The sequence below is a fragment of the Sphaerospermopsis torques-reginae ITEP-024 genome (genome assembly GCF_019598945.1).
GTDB lineage: Bacteria > Cyanobacteriota > Cyanobacteriia > Cyanobacteriales > Nostocaceae > Sphaerospermopsis.
In genome coordinates this window covers 1,292,323-1,312,965 of record NZ_CP080598.1, presented here as the reverse complement: position 1 = coordinate 1,312,965, position 20,643 = coordinate 1,292,323, and the positions used below count along the sequence as shown (strand labels likewise).

The following is a 20,643-nucleotide window of genomic DNA, read 5'->3' as shown; positions in this document are numbered from 1 at the left end:
TTAGAAATATGTCTGCTGGTAGTGGGGAAAGATGGTATTTTGGGTGCAAAGACCATATAAATTGTATCTAGATGTAACCAAAATATGGCAGACAGATACATATTTTCCTTCCGAATCAAGAATTTTCAAGAAAATTGTATTTGGCTGGGTAAATGGGTGTATATGTCGGTAAAAACTAACTATTCTCAAACGAGCAGCTGTCACTAAATTTATGTACCAAACCAAGCAACTATCCCAAAAGGAAACTATGAATCTTGCTGAATTGGGAACAATGGAAATACTGGATAACGCTGCTGATCATGAAGAACCATCACTTGATAGTTTAGATGCAGTAGTATTTGAAGACTCTTCAATTGTGGAAAATTTGGAGTCAGATGAACGAGATGGGGATGAAATGGCAGCGGCACGTCCTTCGGGATATAATAAAACCGAACATGACGATGCTGTGGGCGCTTTTTTTAAGGAAATGGCGCGTTATCCTCTCCTTAAACCTGACGAAGAAGTAGAGTTGGCGCATCGGGTAAGATTTTTAGAAGAAGTAAAAGACTTACAAGCGGCTTTAGAAGCAGAACTGGGACACAACCCCAGCAAAAGCGAGGTAGCTGCTAAGTTTGATATGACGGAAAAACAACTGGAAAGTCGGTTGTATCAAGGTAGGGTAGCGAAGCGGAAAATGATTCGCTCTAACTTGAGATTGGTAGTATCTATTGCTAAACGATATCTTAACCGGGGAGTGCCTTTTCTGGATTTAATTCAGGAAGGGGCTATGGGTTTAAATCGCGCTACAGAAAAGTTTGATCCCGATAAGGGCTATAAGTTTTCTACTTATGCTTATTGGTGGATTCGACAGGCGATTACACGGGCTATAGCTAATGATGCCCGAACTATCCGCCTACCAATTCACATTGTTGAAAAACTCAACAAGCTGAAAAAAGCTCAAAGGGAACTTAAACAAAAACTCGCTCGCAACCCGACGGAAGCGGAAATGGCCGAGTCGTTGGAAATAAGCGTTCAACAATTGCGTCAACTGCAACAACTACGCCGTCAAGCATTATCCCTTAACCACCGTGTTGGTAAAGAAGAAGACACGGAACTAATGGACTTGCTAGAAGACGAAGATAACCAATCTCCAGAAGCAAAAATGAATGAAAATATGATGCGTCAGGAAATATGGGAAGTTTTAGGTGATGTACTTACTCCCAGGGAAAAAGATGTAATTTCTTTACGCTATGGACTGACAACCAGCGAACCCTGTACTTTGGAAGAAGTGGGTAATATGTTTAACCTTTCCCGTGAACGAGTGCGGCAAATTCAAAGTAAAGCGATGCGAAAATTACGCCGTCCTCATATCGCTAAACGCTTGAAGGGTTGGTTAATTTAGGGCAGGAGTCATTAGTCATTAGTCATTAGTCATTAGTCATTAGTCATTAGTTAAGAAAAATTACACACTTAGCTATAAACTATTTATAGACGTTGAACTATAAGCTAAAAACTAATGACTTTTGATAGTGATTTAATGATCCGGTTTGCTGAACCTGGTGATAGTGCTGTATTGTTTGAATTGATACAGGGCTTGGCAGAATATGAAAAATTATCTGCTGCTGTTACTGGTAATGCGGAAACATTAAACGATCATTTATTTGGTGAACGAAAATATATAGAGGCAATTTTAGCAGAAGTCACAGGTAAAGCTGTGGGTTTTGCTTTATTTTTTCACAATTATTCTACCTTTCTGACCAAGCCAGGAATTTATTTAGAAGATATTTTTGTTTTACCAGAATATCGTCGTCAAGGTATTGGTAAAGCACTCCTGACTAAATTAGCACAAATAGCTGTTGACAGAAATTGTGGACGCTTAGAATGGAGTGTTTTAGATTGGAATATTTCCGCCCAGGAATTTTACCGCAGTATGGGCGCGGATATTTTAGAAGATTGGCGCATTTGTCGCGTAAGTGAAACTGCAATCACTAAATTAGCAAATCAATAAACATCTTTTGGGAGCATCCCAATACAAGAAAAAATAACCGCAGCAACACCAAAAACTCTCTTCTTCCTTCTTCCCTTCGTGTCCTTCGTGTCCTATACCCTTAGGGAACACCTCCGGTGTACGTGGTTCGTTCATTTCACGTCTTTACCTCGCACAAAAAATCAACTTACACATTTGGGATGCTCCCCATCTTTTCACCTAAGCATTCAGCCTGGATCAGTCGATTTCCGTCAGTAAAAACCTAATTATTAGCATTAATGTTAGCATTTTTTAGATATGAATTTTTAATTTTTAGTTAAAAAATGATTTTTTGGCTAATTAAATTTATGTTTAATATAAATTAATATATATTCCCAACCATTGCAATCATAAGTCTTACATCTATTATGCTCAATAATTTAGTTCAATTTTTACAGTTATTCTTTGGATTTATAAAAGACAATAACAAGAGAATGATGGAGCAAGTACCTCCTCATCAGCAATCGTTGTAGAGAGAACACAAAATGAAAAAGATTATTTCTGTATTACTATTAGGCATCACTATCTTCACTTTTGCCTTCATTAATCCTGCTTTCGCTGCTGACACTGTTGCTGGAGAAAAAATATTTACAGCTAATTGTGCTTCTTGTCATGCAGGTGGTAAAAATTTAGTTAATGCTGCTAAAAGTTTGAGTAAGGCAGATTTAGAAGAGTACAATATTTACTCCGAATCTGCTATTATTGCTCAAGTTACAAACGGTAAAAATGCTATGCCAGCTTTCAAAAATAATTTGTCAGCTGATGATATTGCCAATGTAGCTGCTTACGTCATGGAAAAAGCGGAAGCTGGCTGGTAAATAGGTTTGTCAGTAAGTTAATAATAGTTATACCTGAAAGGGTAAGACAAAAGATTCCCAACTGTTTTGGCAGTTGGGAATAATGCTTGATAATTCAAAAATTATGAATCAGAATCAGTGTTTATTCATCTATATGATTCCTCAAAAATTCTGACTTTTGAATCCTGAATGCTGACCTTTACATAAATTTACATCTTTCCCAAACCCTTGATATGAAAAGAAATTAATCTCAATTTTGCCAAAATTCCCTCTAAGTTTTACAGCTTGTCGTTTGACTCATACAACAGAATCCAAAGAAAATTATGGAGCATATTGCACCAACTCAACGATTGTTGTAGAGAGAACACGAGATGAAAAAGATTATTTCCGTATTACTGTTAGGCATTACTATCTTCACTTTTGCCTTCAGTAGCCCCGCTTTAGCGGCTGATGCTGCGGCTGGAAAAGCAGTATTTGCAGCTAATTGTAATGCTTGTCATTTGGGTGGTAAGAATGTAGTTGCAGGACCTAGCAAGAGCTTGTTCAAAGAAGCTTTAGAAGCGAATGGTATGTACTCAGCAGAAAAAATTATTGCTCAGGTTACAAATGGTAAGGGTGCAATGCCAGCTTTCAAAGGTCGGTTAAAACCTGAGCAAATTAACAATGTAGCTGCTTATGTGTTGGAACAAGCAGAAAAAGGCTGGCAGAGGTAAGTTTATTTCTGAATTGAAATAATTATTGGCGGGGCTTTTTGTCTCGCTAATTAATCCAATTATTAGATAAGTAGAAACAACTAATAAATTATAAAAACATAAGCAATAATTAAAATATGGGTTTTTCGATTGTAATTGTAGAGCAGCGAGAAAAAGAAGCTAAAGCACTTAAATCTTTTTTATTTTATAGTCTCATCGCTTCTTTAGTATTTCATATTGGGGTTTTAGCTTTAGGGATTGGCCAATTTATACAAAGAGTTTCTCAAACTCAAGAAGAACCAATTGAAATCACATTTATTGAAACTGTACCGGAAATAATAGCCAAACCACAAGAGATAAAAAACTCTCAACCAAAGATAAATTCTGCTAGTGGTGGTAGTGGTGGTAGTGGTGGTAGTGGTGGTAATAACAATTTTAAAAGTTCTCTTCCAGAAAAAACTACCTTGAGCGTGAGTAACGCTGCTATTCAACCTGTAGTTAAACAACCCCAACTGAAAACTACTCAAAATTTTGTTGTCAAACAACGCCAAACACTAACTATTCCTGAACCGACGATAACACAACCAAGTTTAACCACTACACCTATTGCTAAAACTATTCCTGAACCGACGACAACACAACCAAGTTTAACCACTACACCTATTGCTAAAATAAGTGAAAAAATAACTGAAAAAGTAGAAACTGAAACAACCACTCAACCCACAGTTGAACAACCTGAACAAACTGTCATACCAGATACCAAACTTTCAAATGTTCCAGCACCAAAGTTAATCACTCCTAGCAGTGTTAGTGTTAGTTCCAACAATACTTCTACTACTTCATCTAGTCAAAATAGTTTAAGTAATTTAGGTAATCGTTTGCGGTCTGGTTTAAGTAAAGGTACAGAAAACGGGACTGGAAATGGTGAGGGTAGCGGTACTGGAGATGGTATTGGAAATGGTGAGAGAAATATTGCGATCGCCCCAAAACCACGTCCTGTCAACGGTACACAATTAAATAGAGCAGATTGTATTAGATGTAATATTAAATACCCAAATAGAGCTAGGCGACGGGGTATAGAAGGTCGTACTGAAGTTGCTATTGATACGGATGATAATGGTAATGTTACCTTTGTGCGGTTAATTCGTTCTAGTGGTGATAGCGAACTAGATGAAGCTGCTCAAGAAGCTGTACAAGAGTGGAAATTAACACCTTTGGATGGTGGTAGACAAGGAGTGAGAGCATCAATTAATTTTGCGATCAAAGGATCACAGCGTCACCGTCAAATTAAAGACAGAAAAAGAGAAAAACCGCAAGAAGTTTCTCAACCAAAACCAAAAATCACCAATTCTCAAGAATCTACATCTTCACTAGAATCAGTTAAATCTGATACAGAAAATCAGGTTAATGAAAGTAAAAACCCGGAAGTAACACTTCCTGATTCTACCTCTCCTGAATCTCATAGTGATCCAGAAAATAATTAGGTGATCTGAAATTAGGTGATCTGAAATATGACAGCTTGTCTTTTGACAGTTTTTATATAAATAGAGAAAATACTTACATTTGTTTTTACCGGGTGTGAGTTAAGAAAGATGAATAACAATTTTGCTTTTCTGCCAGTTTTTTTACTGACTTTACTGGTAGCTTTTCCTGCTGTCGCTAATAATAATAAAACTAAAGATCAGGTAGTAAATTCAGATATTCCTAGTTTAAATGAAATTCAACTACCTGCCACAAATGCGAATCTATTAACTCAACAACCTGCGAAAACTGAAGTTAAAGAAGAAACAGAAATAGAAGAAGATTTAAATCCTACCAATGATGCAGATGAAGCTGATATTTCCATTGAAGCAATAGGAGAAAAAGACGCTTTACCCGAATCTACACCAACTCATGTAATTGAAAAAGAAGAAATCGCAAAACAAGGATCTACCAGCGTTGCAGATGTCTTAAAAAGAATGCCTGGTTTTGCTATTAATAATGTGGGACATGGAGCAGATATTCACACAGGAACATATTATCGTGGTGCTTCTATTAATCAATCTGTATTCTTAATTAATGGCAGACCATTTAATAATGATATCAGCACTTATCATGGTGGAACTGACTTAAATAGTATTCCTGTGGAGGCGATTGAAAGAGTAGAATTATATAGCGGTGCGGCTTCATCTTTATATGGTTCTTCGGCTTTTGGTGGAATTGTGAATATTATCACCAAAGAAGGTTTTAGTAAACCAAAATTAACTGGTAGTGCAGAATTTGGATCTTTAAATTTAAATAATCAACAGATAACTTACGCTGGTTCAACTAATAAAGTCAAATACAATTTTAGCTTTGAAAGATTTTTTATAGATAACCGTTATCCTGTTCCTGTGGGTGCAGCAAATCGTAATCCTGCTGATGGTTATTTATTTAATGCTGATACTGCCACGAGTACCTATTTTGGTAGTATTGGTTTAGATTTAGATGCTAAAAATTCTCTGAATTTAGATGTTACTGCTCTTAGCAGTCGTCGGGGTTTAATTTATTTTGGTTTTCCTTTGCAAAGAGATAGATTAGACCATGATAGTTTAAATGTTGGTTTATCTTGGAAAACTAGACTGGGTAAGGATAACGATTCAAATCTGACAACTACTATCGGTTATAACCAAAATTACTTTAGTACCTATGGACCGGGAACAGGAGGAACAGTTTACCGCACGGGAATTTTAGATACTAAACAAATTACTGCTAGGGTAGATCATGAGTGGAAACTGAGCGCGAATAATCAATTACGTTGGGGTTTAGATTTAAAAAATACTGATTTAATGGGCGATGTTGTGAGTACAGGTCCTCTTGCCGTTGAAAATGAAAAGGAAGATAGAAGTGTTTTAAATACGGCTTTGTTTGCTGTGAATACTTGGAAAATTAGTGATGATGTTCTGATTGATTTGGGTTTAAGACAAAGCTTTGATAGTCAGTTTGACAGTTATTTAAATCCCAGTGTTGGTTTCCGTTATGGAATTAATTCTGTAGTTGCTGTGCGTGGAAGTTGGGCAGGGGCGCGACGTAATCCTGGTTTAGATCAATTATATGTTTTTGACACTGTTCATAATTGGAATCCAAACCCAAATTTAAAACCGGAAACTGGTTCTACTTGGACTGCGGGAGTTGATTTTAATTTATCTAGTAATTTGCTGGCGCAGTTGACTTATTTTGGTAGTAGTTTGGATAATCGTTTGGCTATTGACAATCGTACTAGAACATGGACAAATGTAGGTTTAGTAGATACTAATGGTTTAGAAGCTGCTTTGCAATTAAAATTAGCTCGTGATTGGTCTACTTTTATCAACTACACTTATACAGATGCCGAAATTAAAACGGGAACAGAAAAAGGTTTACAATTAGGTTTGATTCCTTATTCTTTGCTGCAAGCTGGTATTGGTTATCAAAAGAATGGATGGCAAGCTAATTTGTATCTGACTTATAATAGTGGTACTCGTCGTTCTATTTTTACTAATACTGCTGCTGGTGAGAAAAATACAGATTTTTCACCTTCTTTTGTGAATTTAGATTTGAGTGGTCGTATTCCTGTGAGTCAAAATTTAGGATTGACTTTTTACTTGGAAAATTTGTTGGGTGAACAATATGAAAAGGTGAATCGTATCTATAGTCCTGGTTTTACTTTTCGTTTGGGGTTAACTTCTAATATTTAGGAGTCAGGAGTCAGGAGGAGATGTCAAAATTTCTTTTCCATCTCTCAAACCCAACAAAGTGCAAGGTTTTTGAGGCACAATACCCTATATCTTTGCACTTACTTTTCTGTTTATCAACCTCTAACTTCTGATCCAATACTTTTCGGTTAAGCCCAAAACAACGAAATAACGTAGGTTGGGTTTACCGTGTGGAAACCCAACAAACCCTTGTAAATGTTGGGTTTCGTTCCTCAACCCAACCTACAAAAATCCTTAACCGAACAGTATTGACTTTTGATCTATCTGGGTTTTGCATTTTTTCAGCAAACTCTATGTAAATATTCAATTTACAATATATAGCTGATGGCTGATGGCTGACGGCTGAATGCTTACAAAATCTAAAATCTAAAATCTAAAATCTAAAATCTAAAATCTAAAATTATTATGAGAGCAAGAATTGAAAATAATGTTTTATTTATTCACCATGAGGATGTACCGGAATTTAAAAAAGGTGGTTCTGTGGTGAGAAATTCTTATTTTTGGGCGTTACGTTCTATTGCTGGTCGTGCTAGACGTGATAAAGATTGGGAATATGAATCTGAGGTATGGTTAGCTTTAGCAAGAATGTTAATGTCTTTTACTGAGTCGGGATATTTGGGATATAGAGAAACGATTTTAGAGTTTCCTTTATCCCAAGGTGAGATTCCCAGTATTTTACGGGATGTGGCAACTTGGGAATAATTTTTTATGGCTGGTTTTCAGATTTTGCTGATGGCTGATAGCTGTTAGGAAATCGGTTCAAAAACCATTTGGGGTATTAATATTTGATCTTGGATTTTTCCAACTCCTAAAAAGCGGTTTTCTTGTTCATAAACTCTGACTAAATCTGAAACGTCAAGATTTACAGGAACTTTTTGACCTTGACACCATTTTTTGGCTAATGTGTCTGGTAGGTTTACGGGTGATAGTTGTTGTAATGCTGCATCTGAGGGGATGGTTTGAAATGTGCCGGTTTGCAGTTGGGTTTCTAAGTCTGTTAAGGTAAGACTATCTTGTAAGTAAAATCCGCTGCTTTCGGTTCTGGTTAAGGCGGCGAGGGTTGCACCTGTGTTTAAAATTATGCCTAAGTCACGGGCGATCGCTCTAATATATGTTCCTGCACCACAGGCGATCGCCAGATCCAATTCCGGGAAATCACTATTACGCCAGTCTAAAATCTCTATTTTTAATACTTCTACCGTTCTCACTGGTGCTTGTACAATTTCCCCTTGACGTGCTAAATCATACAGGCGTTTACCTTCTACTTGAATAGCGCTATAACTAGGGGGAATTTGCTCAATTTGACCGATAAATTGGGGTATTTCGGTTTCTATGGCGGTTAAATTTAAGCCAGGACAAGGTTGAGAGGTGATAACTTCCCCTTGCAAATCATCAGTAGTAGTACGCAGACCAAAGCGGACAGTGGCTTTATAAGCTTTTTCACCGGGTAAATATTGTAATAATCTGGTGGCTTTACCCAAAGCGATGGGTAAAACTCCTGTAGCTGCTGGATCTAAAGTTCCTGCGTGTCCCACTCGTTTTAAACGCAACAGTTTTCTGACTCGTGCTACGCAGTCATGGGAGGTCCAGTCATAAGGTTTGTTTAAATTGATAAAACCCTGCACAAATAATTCGTAATTGTTAATTAGAAATAGAGCCTACGGAACGCTGGCGCGAACGTAATTAATTATATAGCATTTTCTATTTAATTACAGTGTAGGAATCAAGAGTTAAACAAACAACATCACTAAAAAATCAACAAATGTAGTAGGGAGACACCAATATTTAATATCCAAAATCCCCATCTGACTATTGTTAAAGAGAGTTTTTTTTTGGGTATAGCTGGTTGATTATTATGCTCTAATATTGGTGCTAACTGTGGACTTTTCAGATATTTTACGAGATTCAAACCTAAAGATTGACTGGAAATAGTTTGAGCATAACCAGCGTTGAGGTAGGGAAGATATTGTGGTTTTTGATATACAAAAGTTTGGAAAAAAGGCAAACTTAAAGAATTGATGTAAGCACGCGCTTGAGAAGCATTACCAACCATGTCTGGGGGTAATGCTATTTGTTGACTTCCAGGGTTACTATTACCAATGCTAGAAAAATGAGTTGCACCAACAAGCATAACAAGATATTTGTGGGGATTAGTTAACCAAGAAAAAGGTAGGATTTGTTCATATAAAGCTGGTGCTACAGTATCTTCACTGCTACCAATAAACATCACAGGAGTTTGCATTTGATTTAAACCAGATTCACCAAATATAGAACTGGTGATGGGGTTAACAGCTATCGCGGCTTTTATTCTCTGATCTCGTAAATTAATATTCTCTTGTTGTGTAGATTTATTTTGCAATTCCAAAGCGCGACATTGCAACAATAAAGACATATTCCAGGTATCTTGTAGCGCATCTGGTTGACAATCTTGTTGTAGTTGTTGAAAATTGATTTTTGCCCCGGCTAAAGCTAATGCAGTATAACCACCAAAAGACTGACCAAATATTCCCACTTGTTGCAGATTTAATTTACCTTTAAATTCACCATCAGACTGGTTAGTTTTTTCTAGTTGATCTAATATATATTTTATATCTAAAGGTCTATTGATAAATTCATTTGCTTCTTGTAATTTCCTCTTATTTCTATTGTTGAAAAATAGATGAGGATGATTAGGGACGACAACGGAAAATCCATGAGATGCTAAGTGTTTGGCTAAATAACGAAAGTTACTGCTATCTAAACCCAATCCGTGAGAAATCACAATTACTGGTGTGGTATTTTGAAGATTGGGAATATAAATATCCGTTAATAAATGTCGTTCTCTGGTGAGATCAAAAAATTCCAGCGTAGATTTTTTAAATGTAAAAATACCAGGATTTTGTAAATTCGCTAAGAAGGATAAATTTTTCTTGGGGATAGTAGCAGCTTCTATTTTTGATTGTTGTTGAAGTATGGCGATCGCTTGCTGAGTTTCATTAATTATATTTTCTATTTCAGCAGCTATTTCCAAGCTATCAGCCAAGTTAAGACGAATACTACTACTAGGATAATTTCGTAATAAATTTAATAACGTTAATCCTTCTGGTTGCCCAGATGCTGAAATAATTGCAGTACGTAAATCCTCAATTTCTGATTCATTTTCAGGAGATTTAGATGTAATTAGTTTAGCCAAACGTTGCACTATAAATTCACCTTGCTGTGTGTGGAGAAATTGTGATGCAACTGCGGGAGTAATTTTGACATTCCTGAGTAAAATTTGGCGTAATTCTTGCAGTTTATCAGATGAAATATATTGTTGATAAACCGCTAATTTATCATCAATTATTCCCGTTTTTGTATAGGTTTCTAAACTCATCACAGGAATGGTAATTTCTAGGACAGAATAAGAAACATAAATTTTCTCGGCTGCCATCACAGAATTACTTATTCCAAATGTCGGCAGCAAAATTGACAGCACCAGCAATAAGGATTTTTTTTTCAAGCTGCTGAAAAAATTACCAAATAAACTATTCATCGCTCAAATTTTTCAGTGATATTGTTTAGCACGGCGTTAAATTTGGTAGTTATTCAAACACCCTGTAGATTAATTTATATACAATTGGTTGTCTATGTTTTCTGGATAGTTTTGAGCTTTTTTATCTGTTGACATAAAATTTACCTATTTAATGAACAGGGCAATATTTACCTGAATTTACTAGGTTATATTGATTTATATAGATATATATTCAGCTAGAATTTTAGTAAATCAAATAAACTCTTACCTCAGTATTTATGATGTAGCTTTGAAGCGCAAATCAATCTAAAAAATGTTTAATTTTTTATAAAAATTATGTTTTTTGTATTGCAGGATACTGCCAAATCAGATATTTTTGTTTTTGAGCAGTAACTCAACATTAAAAAAACCTCAGACTCAGATCACCGACTTCTTCAAGAAGTCAGGGATCTATCCACATATTATTTTACGTTTAATTATGTTGATCTATTTAGAGAAGAACTATTTGAAAAAACTTCGTAAATTCTGAATTTTCCAGTAAATTCTATTTTCCAGACTTACCCAAAGCGATCGCCACTGAACCAGAAACAACTAATAAAGCGCCAATAATTCCTATTAAGGTAATGTTTTCTGGGGGAATAAGCTGGGGAAAAATACCCGCTACCAACTCCACAGCTATTAAAGTGACTATGGGAGCTAAAGCTAAAACTGCACTGACTCTGGAAGCTTCCCAATGTTCTAAAGATTCAGCAAAAGAACCATAGGCAATTAAGGTATTTAAACCACAAAATAATAACATTGATAAATGCAAAATATCGAGAGTAAAAATTTTATTTATTTTCGTAAATGGCGTAAATAATAAAGTACATCCGCCATAAATAATTAGCATAATATGATAAGAAGATAAAGATTGTAATAGTTGCTTTTGTGCCAAGGCATAAATAGCCCAGGAAACAGCACCTAATACAAGTAATCCACTACCTACAAGATATTGTCCTTGGGCTGTAATTAAATTGGTAATTTGAGCTTTAAAAAATAACAAAAACCCTAAAGTTAAGACACTAACACCAAACCATTGCCATAATGTATAACGTTCTCTAAAAATAACTAAACCCCCAAAACCTAATAACACAGTAGATAACTGAATTATCACTTCCGCATTAGCAGCAGTTGTTAATGCTAAACCTTGCATGAAGAGAAGATAATTTCCTCCCAAAAATATTGTCGCTATTGCTAATAATTTTCCCGAACTAGAGCGTAGTTGTTCTACTGTTGGTAATTTTTTTTGTACAGATAAATAAATTGCCAGCAATATAAACGACATCAAAAACCGAAACCAAATAACGGTGTAGACATCTAAAACTTGTAGTGTTACCTTTAAGGCAATTGGTAAAATTCCCCATAAAAAAACTGTGAGTAACGATAAACTTAGTCCTAAACGCCAGCGGCCAGAAGTTTGATGTATCATATTAATTTCATGGGATTATTTATCATATATTTTAGGTTTGGGAATGGGGAATAGGAAAAAAGTGATTATGAGTCATTAACCCGTGATGATATCATTTTTTTAAAAGAATACAAGGGGAGCATCCCAAATGTGTAAATTTATTTTTATCTAACGACATAAAATGATCCAAGGGTCTGATATGATTGAACCGCAAAGGGCGCAAAGGACACAAAGGTAAGAGAGTTAAGCGAGAGTTTTTGGTGTGGGTGCGTTTATTTTGGCAAACTTGGTATGCTCCCAATACAAGTTAGATCACTGGCAGATTCAGGATTGAAGAATAGATAATTATTTCCTGCCATTGATTATGTGATACGGGTATATTTCAACATGATTAATCATTAGTAATTAATAGTTCATAATTTAAAACATCATTTACAAGGGTTGGATTCCTTGTACTGTTGTCAGAGGACTGGTTTCAAGTAGATTTTAAATCATTATTTGTCACCTAATTATGAATTATTGATTATCAATTATGAAGTTTTCATATTACCCCTTTAACATTTCTAACAACTGTGCCTCATTTAACTGTTTAATTCCTAAAGATTGGGCTTTTTCTAATTTAGATCCTGCATCAGCACCTACCACTAAAAAATCTGTTTTTTTACTCACAGAGTCAGTGACTTTACCACCAGCTTTTTGAATTAATGCTTTTGCTTCATCCCGTTTTAAATTAGGTAAAGTACCTGTAACTACAAAGGTTTTACCTGCAATATTGGGATTAGTTTCATTTGTTGTTTTCGGTGTTTCGGTGTTAGCTAATTGTAACCCAATGGCTTGAAGACGAGAAATTAAAGTTTGATTTGCACTGATGCGAAACCACTGAGAAACTGATTGGGCAATTTCTGCACCGATACCATAAACACCTTCTATATCAGATTGTTTTGCAGCGGCTAATTTTTCCACTGTGGTAAATTTCTCGGTTAATAATTGGGCGTTGACGCTACCTACGTGACGAATACCTAAACCGTATAATACCCTGGACCAAGGTTGATTTTTGGATTGGGCGATCGCACTGATTAATTTTTGCGCTGACTTTTTACCCATCCTTTCTAATGCACATAACTTATCTTCTGTCAAGTCGTATAAATCGCCAACAGAATGGATTAAACTTTTATCTACCAGTTGATGTACCAGTTTTTCACCCATTCCTTTAATATCTAAAGCATCCCGACTTACCCAATGTTCAATCTCTCCTTTGAGAATGGCAGGACAGGAAGCATTTACACATCTAGTAACAGCTTCACCTGATTCTCGCACCACCGGTTGATCACATACGGGACAATGGGTAGGCATAATAAAAGGTTCGGTATCTGCGGGGCGTAGTTCTTTTATTACCCGTACTACCTCCGGGATAATTTCCCCAGCTTTGCGAACAATGACGGTATCACCGATGCGGATATCTAATTGGGCAATGCGATCGCTATTATGTAATGTAGCACGAGAAACAGTAGTACCTGCTAATTGTACTGGGCGCATTTCCGCTAACGGTGTTAATGCTCCCGTTCTGCCTACATTGACAGTAATATTTTCTACACGGGTAGGGGCTTCTTCCGCTGCATATTTGAGAGCGATCGCCCAGCGGGGAAACTTCTGTGTAAACCCTAGTTGTTCTTGCAGCTTAAAAGCATTCAATTTTACCACCACCCCATCCGTCATATAGGGTGAATTGAGCCTTTCTGTGTCCCAATATTGGTAATATTCCGCAACTTCACTGAGAGAATGACAGAGTTTATGATTAGTATCAACGCGAAAACCTAACTTTTGCAACAATTCCAAAGCTTCCCATTGGGTATTAGCAATACTGGCATCATCCAAACCGGGAATATGCAGAGTATAAGCGAAGAAATCTAACTGACGTTGGGCAACAATACGCGGATCTAACTGTCTTAGCGTACCAGCTACAGCATTACGCGGATTAGCAAATAACTGTTCACCTGCTTTTTGCCTTTTCTCATTAATTTGCTTAAACACCTCCAAAGGTAAAAATACCTCTCCCCGTACTTCCACCTTTTCAATTTCTGCCAAACCGTCAAAATTCAAACGCAAGGGAATAGAGCGAATAGTCCGCACATTTTGGGTAATATCTTCACCCATCACCCCATCACCCCTAGTTGCACCTCTTACCAGAATACCATTTTGGTAAGTCAACGCCAAAGCCGCACCATCAATTTTCAACTCTGCTACATAGTCCACTTCTACTAGGGAATACTGAGAAGGCAAGTGTCGCTGCCAACGTTGATCCCAATTTTGCAACTCTTCAACATTAAAAGCATTTTCCAAACTATACAGAGGTATATTATGCCGTACTGATGTAAAATGAGTTGTTGGTCGTTCACCCACACGCTGAGTAGGACTATCAGGAGTGATTAATTCTGGATATTTCGTTTCTAATTCCTGTAATTCTCGATACAGTCTGTCATAAACCGGATCTTCCATTATTGGTGCATCGAGTACATAGTAAGCATAGCTGGCTTGTTGTAATAAACGTCGCAATTCTTCTACACGTTTAGCTTCAGGGTGGGTTTGGATCATAAAAATCATAGCAAAATATCTAGTAAATAATTAATAATTATCCCTATTCATGGAAAATAATAAACACTATCTTATGGACAATTTTAGAGATTCCACATTCACAAATCAAGTACCTATTATTATAGCTCATCGTGGTGCAAGTGGATACCGCCCCGAACATACATTAGCAGCATATCAATTAGCAATTGAATTAGGTGCTGATTATATTGAACCAGATTTAGTGATTACCAAAGATGGAGTTTTAATTGCACGTCATGAAAATGAAATATCAGCAACTACAGATATTGCTGAACATCCTGAATTTGCTCATTTGCGAACTACGAAAATCATTGATGGGGAAATTATAACAGGTTGGTTTACCGAAGATTTTACCTTAGCAGAAATCAAAACATTAAGAGCGCAAGAACGCATTCCCCAACTACGTTCTTTTAACACAAAATACAATGGAATTTACACAATTCCCACCCTAGAGGAAATCATTGATTTAGCTGAAAAGAAAAGTATAGAAAAAAATCGCAAAATTGGGATTTACCCAGAAACAAAACATCCAACTTACTTTCAATCAATTGATCTACAATTAGAAACACCCTTATTAACAGCTTTAGAAAAGACTCATGTACCAGTATTTATTCAATCATTTGAAGTTAGTAACCTGAAAACATTAGCCAAAAAAACAAATATACCTTTAGTACAATTAATCAACGACTCAGGTAAACCCTATGATTTTGTCATGAGTGATAATCCCCGCACCTATCAACACATGAGCAAACCAGCAGGATTAAGAAAAATCGCTGAATATGCACAAGCAATAGGAGTCAATAAAAACTTAATAATTCCCAGAGATAGTCAAGGGAAATTAATATCACCCACATCCTTAGTTAACCATGCCCATAAAGAAAATTTATTAGTTCATGCTTGGACATTCCGCAATGAAAATTACTTCTTACCTTTAGATTTTCAAGATAATCCTCAAGAAGAATATAAACTATTTTTTGAATTAGGGATAGATGGGCTATTTAGTGACTTTACAGATACTGCTGTAAATGCACGAGCAGCAATGTTTTCTGAATTTACTTAGTTTTTGCAAATGTTTTAAAAATTCAGTTAAAATACATATTTAGGAATTGCTATAAACAATATGAATCACTTACCATTAACTCGGTTAAGTGAAGTCGCAAAACTCTTTTTTAAACTAGGTGTGATTGGTTTTGGGGGTCCAGTTGCCCATATTGCCATGATAGAAGATGAAGTTGTAAAACGTCGTCAGTGGTTAACACAGGATCATTTTTTAGACTTGTTGGGTGCAACTAATTTAATTCCTGGTCCAAATTCCACGGAAATGGCCATTCACATTGGTTATATTTACGCTGGATGGTTAGGGTTAATTGTTGCGGGTGTTTGTTTTATTTTACCTGCGGTTTTAATTACAGGTTTATTAGCTTGGGTTTATGTTAATTATGGGACTTTACCCGAATTTTCACCCTTACTTTATGGAATAAAACCTGCGGTTTTAGGGATTATCTTTAATGCCCTTTGGAGGTTGGCGAAAAAAGCAGTAAAAACCCAAAAATTACTAATAATTGCGGTTGCAGTTGGTTTAATTAATTGGTTGGGTAATATTAATGAAGTTATTGCTTTATTAATAGGTGGAATTTTGGGAATGATTTGGTTACATAAAAGTAATCAAAACAATCATCAAAACAGTAATCAAACTAATTTAATAATTACTGCTTTTACTCTGGCTACAACCTTGCCAAAAATAACTATAACTCCCGTTGTTCCTTTGTGGAAATTGGGTTTATTTTTCCTTAAAGTTGGTAGTGTGTTGTTTGGTGGTGGTTATTTGTTAATAGCATTTTTGCAAGGTGGGTTAGTAGATGAATATCAATGGTTAACACAAAAACAATTATTAGATGCTGTTGCAATTGGTCAATTTACGCCTGGTCCTGTGCTTTCTACTGCTACATTTATCGGATATATAATTTCCGGTTTACCTGGTGCAGTTGTGGCAACGGCGGGAATTTTTCTTCCTTCATTTTTATTTGTTGCTATTTTAAATCCTCTCATTCCTAAATTACGTGCTTCATCTTGGACAAGGGCTTTTTTAGATGCGGTTAATGTTAGTGCTGTAGCTTTGATGGTAGTGACTACCTTAGAATTAGGAATCACAACTTTAACTTTTGAAAAAGTGCCTTATGTGGATTTTTTAGGATTAATTATTTTCTTAATTTCTGCGGTTTTAGCTATTCGTTATCAAATTAATGCTGCATGGTTAGTTTTAGGTGGTGGTTTAATTGGTTGGGGTGTTAAAATTTTAGGATATATCCAATAACAGATGGATAAATTTGCTTTAGTAATTTAACTATAAATATAGTTATTCAGTGATTGAAAAATGGTACAGTATTACGATAGCATAGCCCAAGAATATAAAAAATCCAAAGAGTTGCCGATTCGCCTATATATTGAAACATATACATATTTTAATATGCTTGGTGATTTAACAGAAAAATCAGTTCTTGACTTAGCTTGTGGAGAAGGATGGTATAGTAGACAGTTTAAAGAAAAAGGTGCTTCTCTGGTGGTTGGGGTTGATATTTCTGAAAAAATGGTAGAACTAGCAAGAAAACAAGAAAGCAAACAAAAACTTGATATTCAATATATTGTTGCTGATGTGCTAGAACTAGGAAAAATTGGAGATTTTGATCTAGTTGTTGCTTCTTATTTACTGAATTATGCCCAAACTAAAACACAATTATTAAAAATGTCACAAACCATATTTAATAATCTCAAAATAGGAGGGCATTTTGTGACATTAAACAATAATAGTGAACAGCCTCCAAGTTCTTATCTTAAAACTGAGAAATATGGATTTATTAAAACTATTTCCCAACCTCTGCAACCAGGAACAGCAATCAAGTATACATTTTTTGTAGATGGTCAGGAATTTAGTTTTGATAATTATTACATCAGCCAAGATACACATCAGAAAGTATTTGCAGATGTTGGTTTTAAAAATATTCGTTGGCAAAAACCGCTAGTTTCTCCTGAAGGTATAGCAGAATTTGGGCAAGAATTTTGGCAGGATTTTCTAGAGTGTATCCCTTTAATTGGGATTGAGTGTTGGAAATAGTTAGTAGGTAACATTTACATTTTCACTATTACCCAATTTTATCTCTCCTCTCTTGTAACTTCAACATAATTTCCGCGTGCATTTCACGGGTAATAGGATAGAAAAAAGTCAAAATTAAACCGAAAATTAAACAAATTGTGGGTACTGGTCCAACTATAATTCTAATAGCAGACAATGCGGAATCGGGTTGTATGGGTGTACCTTGTCCGGCTATAGTTTCCTTAAACCCAGAAACTTGTAAAGCATTACCGACTACAAATAAACCAAATGCTAAACCAAATTTTTGTAATAAGACCATAAAACCATAAAATACTCCTTCCCTTCTTTGTCCGGTTTGCAGTTCATCTAATTCTATAACATCGGGAATCATAGACCAAGGAATTAAATAAGCTGTGGAAACTCCACAACCAGCCATAACAGCCATAAAATACATTAAACCTATTTGATTTGATTGGAGAAAAAATAATCCCGCAGCAGCAATGATCCATAAAGTCATACCCAAAAAATAAACGATTTTTTTACCAAATCTTTTACTTAAATAACTCCAAACAAATAACATTAATAAAGCAGTTCCTTGAACAGCAATTAATACTGTAGGAACTTGAGAATCTTTGAGTTTCATACAGTAGATGACAAAATAGGGAATGACTGTAGCTGTAATTTGTACCCCTAACCAAGAAAAAAGATAAATGGCGATAACGAATAAAAAAGGTTTGTTACTGAAAGCAATTTTGATTTGTTCTATAAAAGGAATTTCTGCTGGTTGTTCTAATTGAATACGTTTAGATTCAAAAGCAAGAATCCGCTTTCTTGTTCCATAGACGCACCAATATAAGGATAACACCGAAATCACAGTACATATTGCTGCTAACACTAAATATTGTTGTTGTGGTTCACGAATTACAGCAAATACAATTTGTGCGAAAATCAATGATAAAATACTGCCACCAATAGAAAACGTAAACCGAAAACTATTTAAACTCGTTCTTTCATCATAATCTTGACTTAATTCCGGTGTCATTGCTGTATAAGGCAAATTCACAATCGTAAAAAAAGCCTGAGACATGATCCCAATTGCCACATAATACCAAAACAATGGCCAAATATTATTACTTTGATTGGGGCTAAACTGTGGTACAATCCATTGTAAGAAAAAGAATAAACCAAAAGGAATTGCACCATAAAACATCCAAGGTAAACGACGACCCCAACGACGGGATTTAGTTTTATCTGTTAATACCCCCACAATCGGATCATTGACAGCATCCCAAATCTTACCAATCATCAAAATACTGCCAGCTAAACCCGCTGGAATACCAGCTACATTAGTAAAAAACAACAGTAAATAAAAGATGGCAATATTAGAAGTAATCGCCGGACCTAAATCTCCAGCACCATAAGCCAATTTAGTCTTCAAATCTAATTTTTCACTGTTCATAATTACTTACACTCATATTAAAATAGTTGGGATTTGCTTACAGTGCTAACTAAAAACTACTTCCCTAAGTCCTATGTCAGACCTTTACGTTTCCTGGTCAGATTATCACCATAAAATTGAACAATTAGCAGTTAAGATTTATCAATCAGGTTGGCAATTTAACCAAATAGTCTGTCTTGCTAGAGGAGGATTACGAGTAGGAGATATTCTCTCACGGATCTATGATCTACCGTTAGCAATTTTATCTACATCATCTTACAACGGTGCGGGTAAACAGGAAAGGGGCGGTTTAATCGTTTCTCCTCATTTAACCATGACTACTGAAAGTTTAGGTTCGCGGATTCTTTTGGTAGATGATTTAGTAGATTCGGGTATCACTCTAAAAGAAACTATTCCTTGGTTAAAAGAATATAGCCTGGTTGCGATTGAAGAAATCCGTACTGCGGTAATTTGGTATAAAGCTTGTTCTGCGATCGCCCCGGATTACTATGCTGATTATTTACCGGATAACCCTTGGATTCATCAACCTTTTGAGATGTATGAACATATAACCCCGGAGGAGTTGGCGGAAAAGCAAAATTTAGCAATTACATAATCAACACAACCGGATTTTAATATGTGCTAAGAAGTCAGGAGTCAGGAGTCAGAATATTTTTTATTTATCACCCTCAAACTCTTGATTTCTCAGGCTTTTGACTTTATTCATCAAGCCCTATTTATAAATAAATTTCATCTAAAATTTGTTCTAAAGTATAAGGACAAGACTCGGGGAAATCTATTTTAAATCTAGTTTTCTGCTTAACATATTTTAAAGCACTTCTATAAATTTTTTCTAATTCACTATTGAGATAATTTTGTAAATTATTGGTTAATAATCTCTCTATTTGGTTACGAAAACCAATAATTTCTGTTTGCCAATGATTACCATTTATTTCATTTTCTTCTGTCCAATAGTGTAATAATAAAAGATGTCTGATTATTTGTTCTAATAAACTAGCAACAGCATTTTTATCTCTTCTACCCAAAGCTTCTAACTCCTCAATTAAATTATTTAAGTCTAAATCTTGAAAGCGTTTTTCTTTGAGTAAAGTAATTGTTTCTTCTAACCATAAATTTTCATCTATTTCATATAAAGCTTGTAAATTTGTGTTAATGTTCATAATTTACCTCTTATTTGATGAATTAGTAACTATTTTGCTCCGGTTTTACATAATTATCTTTATTTTACCAAAATTCATGAATTGTTTACATTAATTTGCAGCCACTTATTTAAGTTTTTCTTTTTTTGTCACTATACAACTTTCCTAGAATGAGGTACAAAATTATCGGGAGCATC

Annotated in this window: 18 protein-coding genes; 11 read left to right on the top strand and 7 right to left on the bottom strand. The window is 35.5% G+C overall.

The annotated features are described in order from the left end of the window. Positions 1-211 precede the first annotated feature (211 nt). Positions 212-1,381 carry an RpoD/SigA family RNA polymerase sigma factor gene (locus tag K2F26_RS06025; RefSeq protein WP_096569022.1) on the top strand — a complete coding sequence of 390 codons (1,170 nt, stop codon included), beginning with the start codon at positions 212-214 and terminating at the stop codon, positions 1,379-1,381. A gap of 114 nt (positions 1,382-1,495) precedes the next feature. Then, the gene (locus tag K2F26_RS06020) at positions 1,496-1,987 is read left to right on the top strand and encodes a GNAT family N-acetyltransferase (RefSeq protein WP_220610744.1); all 492 of its coding nucleotides are present in this window, start codon (positions 1,496-1,498) and stop codon (positions 1,985-1,987) included. Here the strand turns inward: K2F26_RS06020 and K2F26_RS06015 are convergent. Beyond that, complete coding sequence (locus K2F26_RS06015; RefSeq protein WP_194053259.1) at positions 1,973-2,122, bottom strand: hypothetical protein; 150 nt, start codon at positions 2,120-2,122, stop codon at positions 1,973-1,975. The genes K2F26_RS06020 and K2F26_RS06015 overlap by 15 nt on opposite strands. A 368-nt stretch (positions 2,123-2,490) precedes the next feature. Here K2F26_RS06015 and petJ (K2F26_RS06010) point away from each other — a divergent pair, with 368 nt between their 5' ends. The 5 genes from petJ (K2F26_RS06010) to K2F26_RS05990 all read left to right on the top strand — a co-directional run bounded on the left by petJ (K2F26_RS06010) (position 2,491) and on the right by K2F26_RS05990 (position 7,909). Next, a complete protein-coding gene (petJ, locus tag K2F26_RS06010; RefSeq protein ID WP_220610743.1) occupies positions 2,491-2,823 on the top strand; it encodes a cytochrome c6 PetJ in 333 nt (110 codons plus the stop codon). Between the two features lie 350 nt (positions 2,824-3,173). Then, positions 3,174-3,515: a cytochrome c6 PetJ gene (petJ, locus tag K2F26_RS06005; RefSeq protein ID WP_220610742.1), complete on the top strand. Its 342-nt coding sequence runs from the start codon at positions 3,174-3,176 to the stop codon at positions 3,513-3,515. Positions 3,516-3,631: 116 nt separating this feature from the next. Next, positions 3,632-4,978: an energy transducer TonB gene (locus tag K2F26_RS06000; RefSeq protein WP_220610741.1), complete on the top strand. Its 1,347-nt coding sequence runs from the start codon at positions 3,632-3,634 to the stop codon at positions 4,976-4,978. Positions 4,979-5,086: 108 nt separating this feature from the next. Further along, complete coding sequence (locus K2F26_RS05995; protein ID WP_220610740.1) at positions 5,087-7,189, top strand: TonB-dependent receptor plug domain-containing protein; 2,103 nt, start codon at positions 5,087-5,089, stop codon at positions 7,187-7,189. 423 nt (positions 7,190-7,612) lie between these two features. Then, the gene (locus tag K2F26_RS05990; protein WP_220610739.1) at positions 7,613-7,909 is read left to right on the top strand and encodes a hypothetical protein; all 297 of its coding nucleotides are present in this window, start codon (positions 7,613-7,615) and stop codon (positions 7,907-7,909) included. A gap of 44 nt (positions 7,910-7,953) precedes the next feature. Here the strand turns inward: K2F26_RS05990 and truB are convergent, their stop codons facing one another. From truB to ligA, 4 genes are all read right to left on the bottom strand, one after another. Beyond that, on the bottom strand, positions 7,954-8,832 hold the full coding sequence (gene truB, locus K2F26_RS05985; protein ID WP_220610738.1) for a tRNA pseudouridine(55) synthase TruB: 879 nt from the start codon (positions 8,830-8,832) through the stop codon (positions 7,954-7,956). A gap of 122 nt (positions 8,833-8,954) precedes the next feature. Beyond that, a complete protein-coding gene (locus tag K2F26_RS05980) occupies positions 8,955-10,721 on the bottom strand; it encodes an alpha/beta hydrolase (RefSeq protein WP_220610737.1) in 1,767 nt (588 codons plus the stop codon). A gap of 523 nt (positions 10,722-11,244) precedes the next feature. Further along, complete coding sequence (locus K2F26_RS05975; RefSeq protein ID WP_220610736.1) at positions 11,245-12,168, bottom strand: DMT family transporter; 924 nt, start codon at positions 12,166-12,168, stop codon at positions 11,245-11,247. Positions 12,169-12,693: 525 nt separating this feature from the next. Next, positions 12,694-14,739, bottom strand: a complete 2,046-nt coding sequence (gene ligA / locus K2F26_RS05970) for an NAD-dependent DNA ligase LigA (protein WP_220610735.1) — start codon at positions 14,737-14,739, stop codon at positions 12,694-12,696. A gap of 73 nt (positions 14,740-14,812) precedes the next feature. Here ligA and K2F26_RS05965 point away from each other — a divergent pair, with 73 nt between their 5' ends. From K2F26_RS05965 to K2F26_RS05955, 3 genes are read left to right on the top strand one after another with little or no spacing between them, the layout of a single operon-like run. Continuing rightward, positions 14,813-15,817 (top strand): glycerophosphodiester phosphodiesterase, encoded by a 1,005-nt coding sequence (locus K2F26_RS05965; protein WP_220610734.1) that lies wholly within the window; start codon positions 14,813-14,815, stop codon positions 15,815-15,817. Between the two features lie 60 nt (positions 15,818-15,877). Beyond that, entirely contained in the window at positions 15,878-17,071 is a 1,194-nt protein-coding gene (chrA, locus tag K2F26_RS05960) for a chromate efflux transporter (protein WP_220610733.1), read from the top strand. A 60-nt stretch (positions 17,072-17,131) separates the two neighbouring features. Next, positions 17,132-17,869, top strand: coding sequence for a class I SAM-dependent methyltransferase (locus tag K2F26_RS05955; RefSeq protein ID WP_220610732.1), 738 nt, complete (start codon positions 17,132-17,134; stop codon positions 17,867-17,869). Positions 17,870-17,897: 28 nt separating this feature from the next. Here the strand turns inward: K2F26_RS05955 and K2F26_RS05950 are convergent, their stop codons facing one another. After that, positions 17,898-19,307, bottom strand: coding sequence for an MFS transporter (locus K2F26_RS05950; protein ID WP_220610731.1), 1,410 nt, complete (start codon positions 19,305-19,307; stop codon positions 17,898-17,900). A 73-nt stretch (positions 19,308-19,380) separates the two neighbouring features. On the opposite strand from K2F26_RS05950, the gene K2F26_RS05945 reads away from it, so the two are divergent. Then, the gene (locus tag K2F26_RS05945) at positions 19,381-19,902 is read left to right on the top strand and encodes a phosphoribosyltransferase (protein ID WP_220610730.1); all 522 of its coding nucleotides are present in this window, start codon (positions 19,381-19,383) and stop codon (positions 19,900-19,902) included. Between the two features lie 121 nt (positions 19,903-20,023). On the opposite strand, the gene K2F26_RS05940 is transcribed toward K2F26_RS05945, so the two are convergent. Further along, positions 20,024-20,467: a DUF29 domain-containing protein gene (locus tag K2F26_RS05940; protein WP_194057504.1), complete on the bottom strand. Its 444-nt coding sequence runs from the start codon at positions 20,465-20,467 to the stop codon at positions 20,024-20,026. Positions 20,468-20,643 lie beyond the last annotated feature (176 nt).

Coding starts and splice junctions, on each gene's coding strand:
- K2F26_RS05975 (WP_220610736.1), bottom strand. CDS start 12,168: ATGATACATCAAACTTCTGGCCGCTGGCGTTTAGGACTAAGTTTATCG.
- K2F26_RS05980 (WP_220610737.1), bottom strand. CDS start 10,721: ATGAATAGTTTATTTGGTAATTTTTTCAGCAGCTTGAAAAAAAAATCC.
- K2F26_RS05965 (WP_220610734.1), top strand. CDS start 14,813: ATGGACAATTTTAGAGATTCCACATTCACAAATCAAGTACCTATTATT.
- K2F26_RS06015 (WP_194053259.1), bottom strand. CDS start 2,122: ATGAACGAACCACGTACACCGGAGGTGTTCCCTAAGGGTATAGGACAC.
- K2F26_RS06020 (WP_220610744.1), top strand. CDS start 1,496: ATGACTTTTGATAGTGATTTAATGATCCGGTTTGCTGAACCTGGTGAT.
- chrA (WP_220610733.1), top strand. CDS start 15,878: ATGAATCACTTACCATTAACTCGGTTAAGTGAAGTCGCAAAACTCTTT.
- K2F26_RS05940 (WP_194057504.1), bottom strand. CDS start 20,467: ATGAACATTAACACAAATTTACAAGCTTTATATGAAATAGATGAAAAT.
- K2F26_RS05950 (WP_220610731.1), bottom strand. CDS start 19,307: ATGAACAGTGAAAAATTAGATTTGAAGACTAAATTGGCTTATGGTGCT.
- K2F26_RS05990 (WP_220610739.1), top strand. CDS start 7,613: ATGAGAGCAAGAATTGAAAATAATGTTTTATTTATTCACCATGAGGAT.
- K2F26_RS06000 (WP_220610741.1), top strand. CDS start 3,632: ATGGGTTTTTCGATTGTAATTGTAGAGCAGCGAGAAAAAGAAGCTAAA.
- ligA (WP_220610735.1), bottom strand. CDS start 14,739: ATGATCCAAACCCACCCTGAAGCTAAACGTGTAGAAGAATTGCGACGT.
- K2F26_RS06025 (WP_096569022.1), top strand. CDS start 212: ATGTACCAAACCAAGCAACTATCCCAAAAGGAAACTATGAATCTTGCT.
- K2F26_RS05995 (WP_220610740.1), top strand. CDS start 5,087: ATGAATAACAATTTTGCTTTTCTGCCAGTTTTTTTACTGACTTTACTG.
- petJ (WP_220610743.1), top strand. CDS start 2,491: ATGAAAAAGATTATTTCTGTATTACTATTAGGCATCACTATCTTCACT.
- petJ (WP_220610742.1), top strand. CDS start 3,174: ATGAAAAAGATTATTTCCGTATTACTGTTAGGCATTACTATCTTCACT.
- K2F26_RS05955 (WP_220610732.1), top strand. CDS start 17,132: ATGGTACAGTATTACGATAGCATAGCCCAAGAATATAAAAAATCCAAA.
- K2F26_RS05945 (WP_220610730.1), top strand. CDS start 19,381: ATGTCAGACCTTTACGTTTCCTGGTCAGATTATCACCATAAAATTGAA.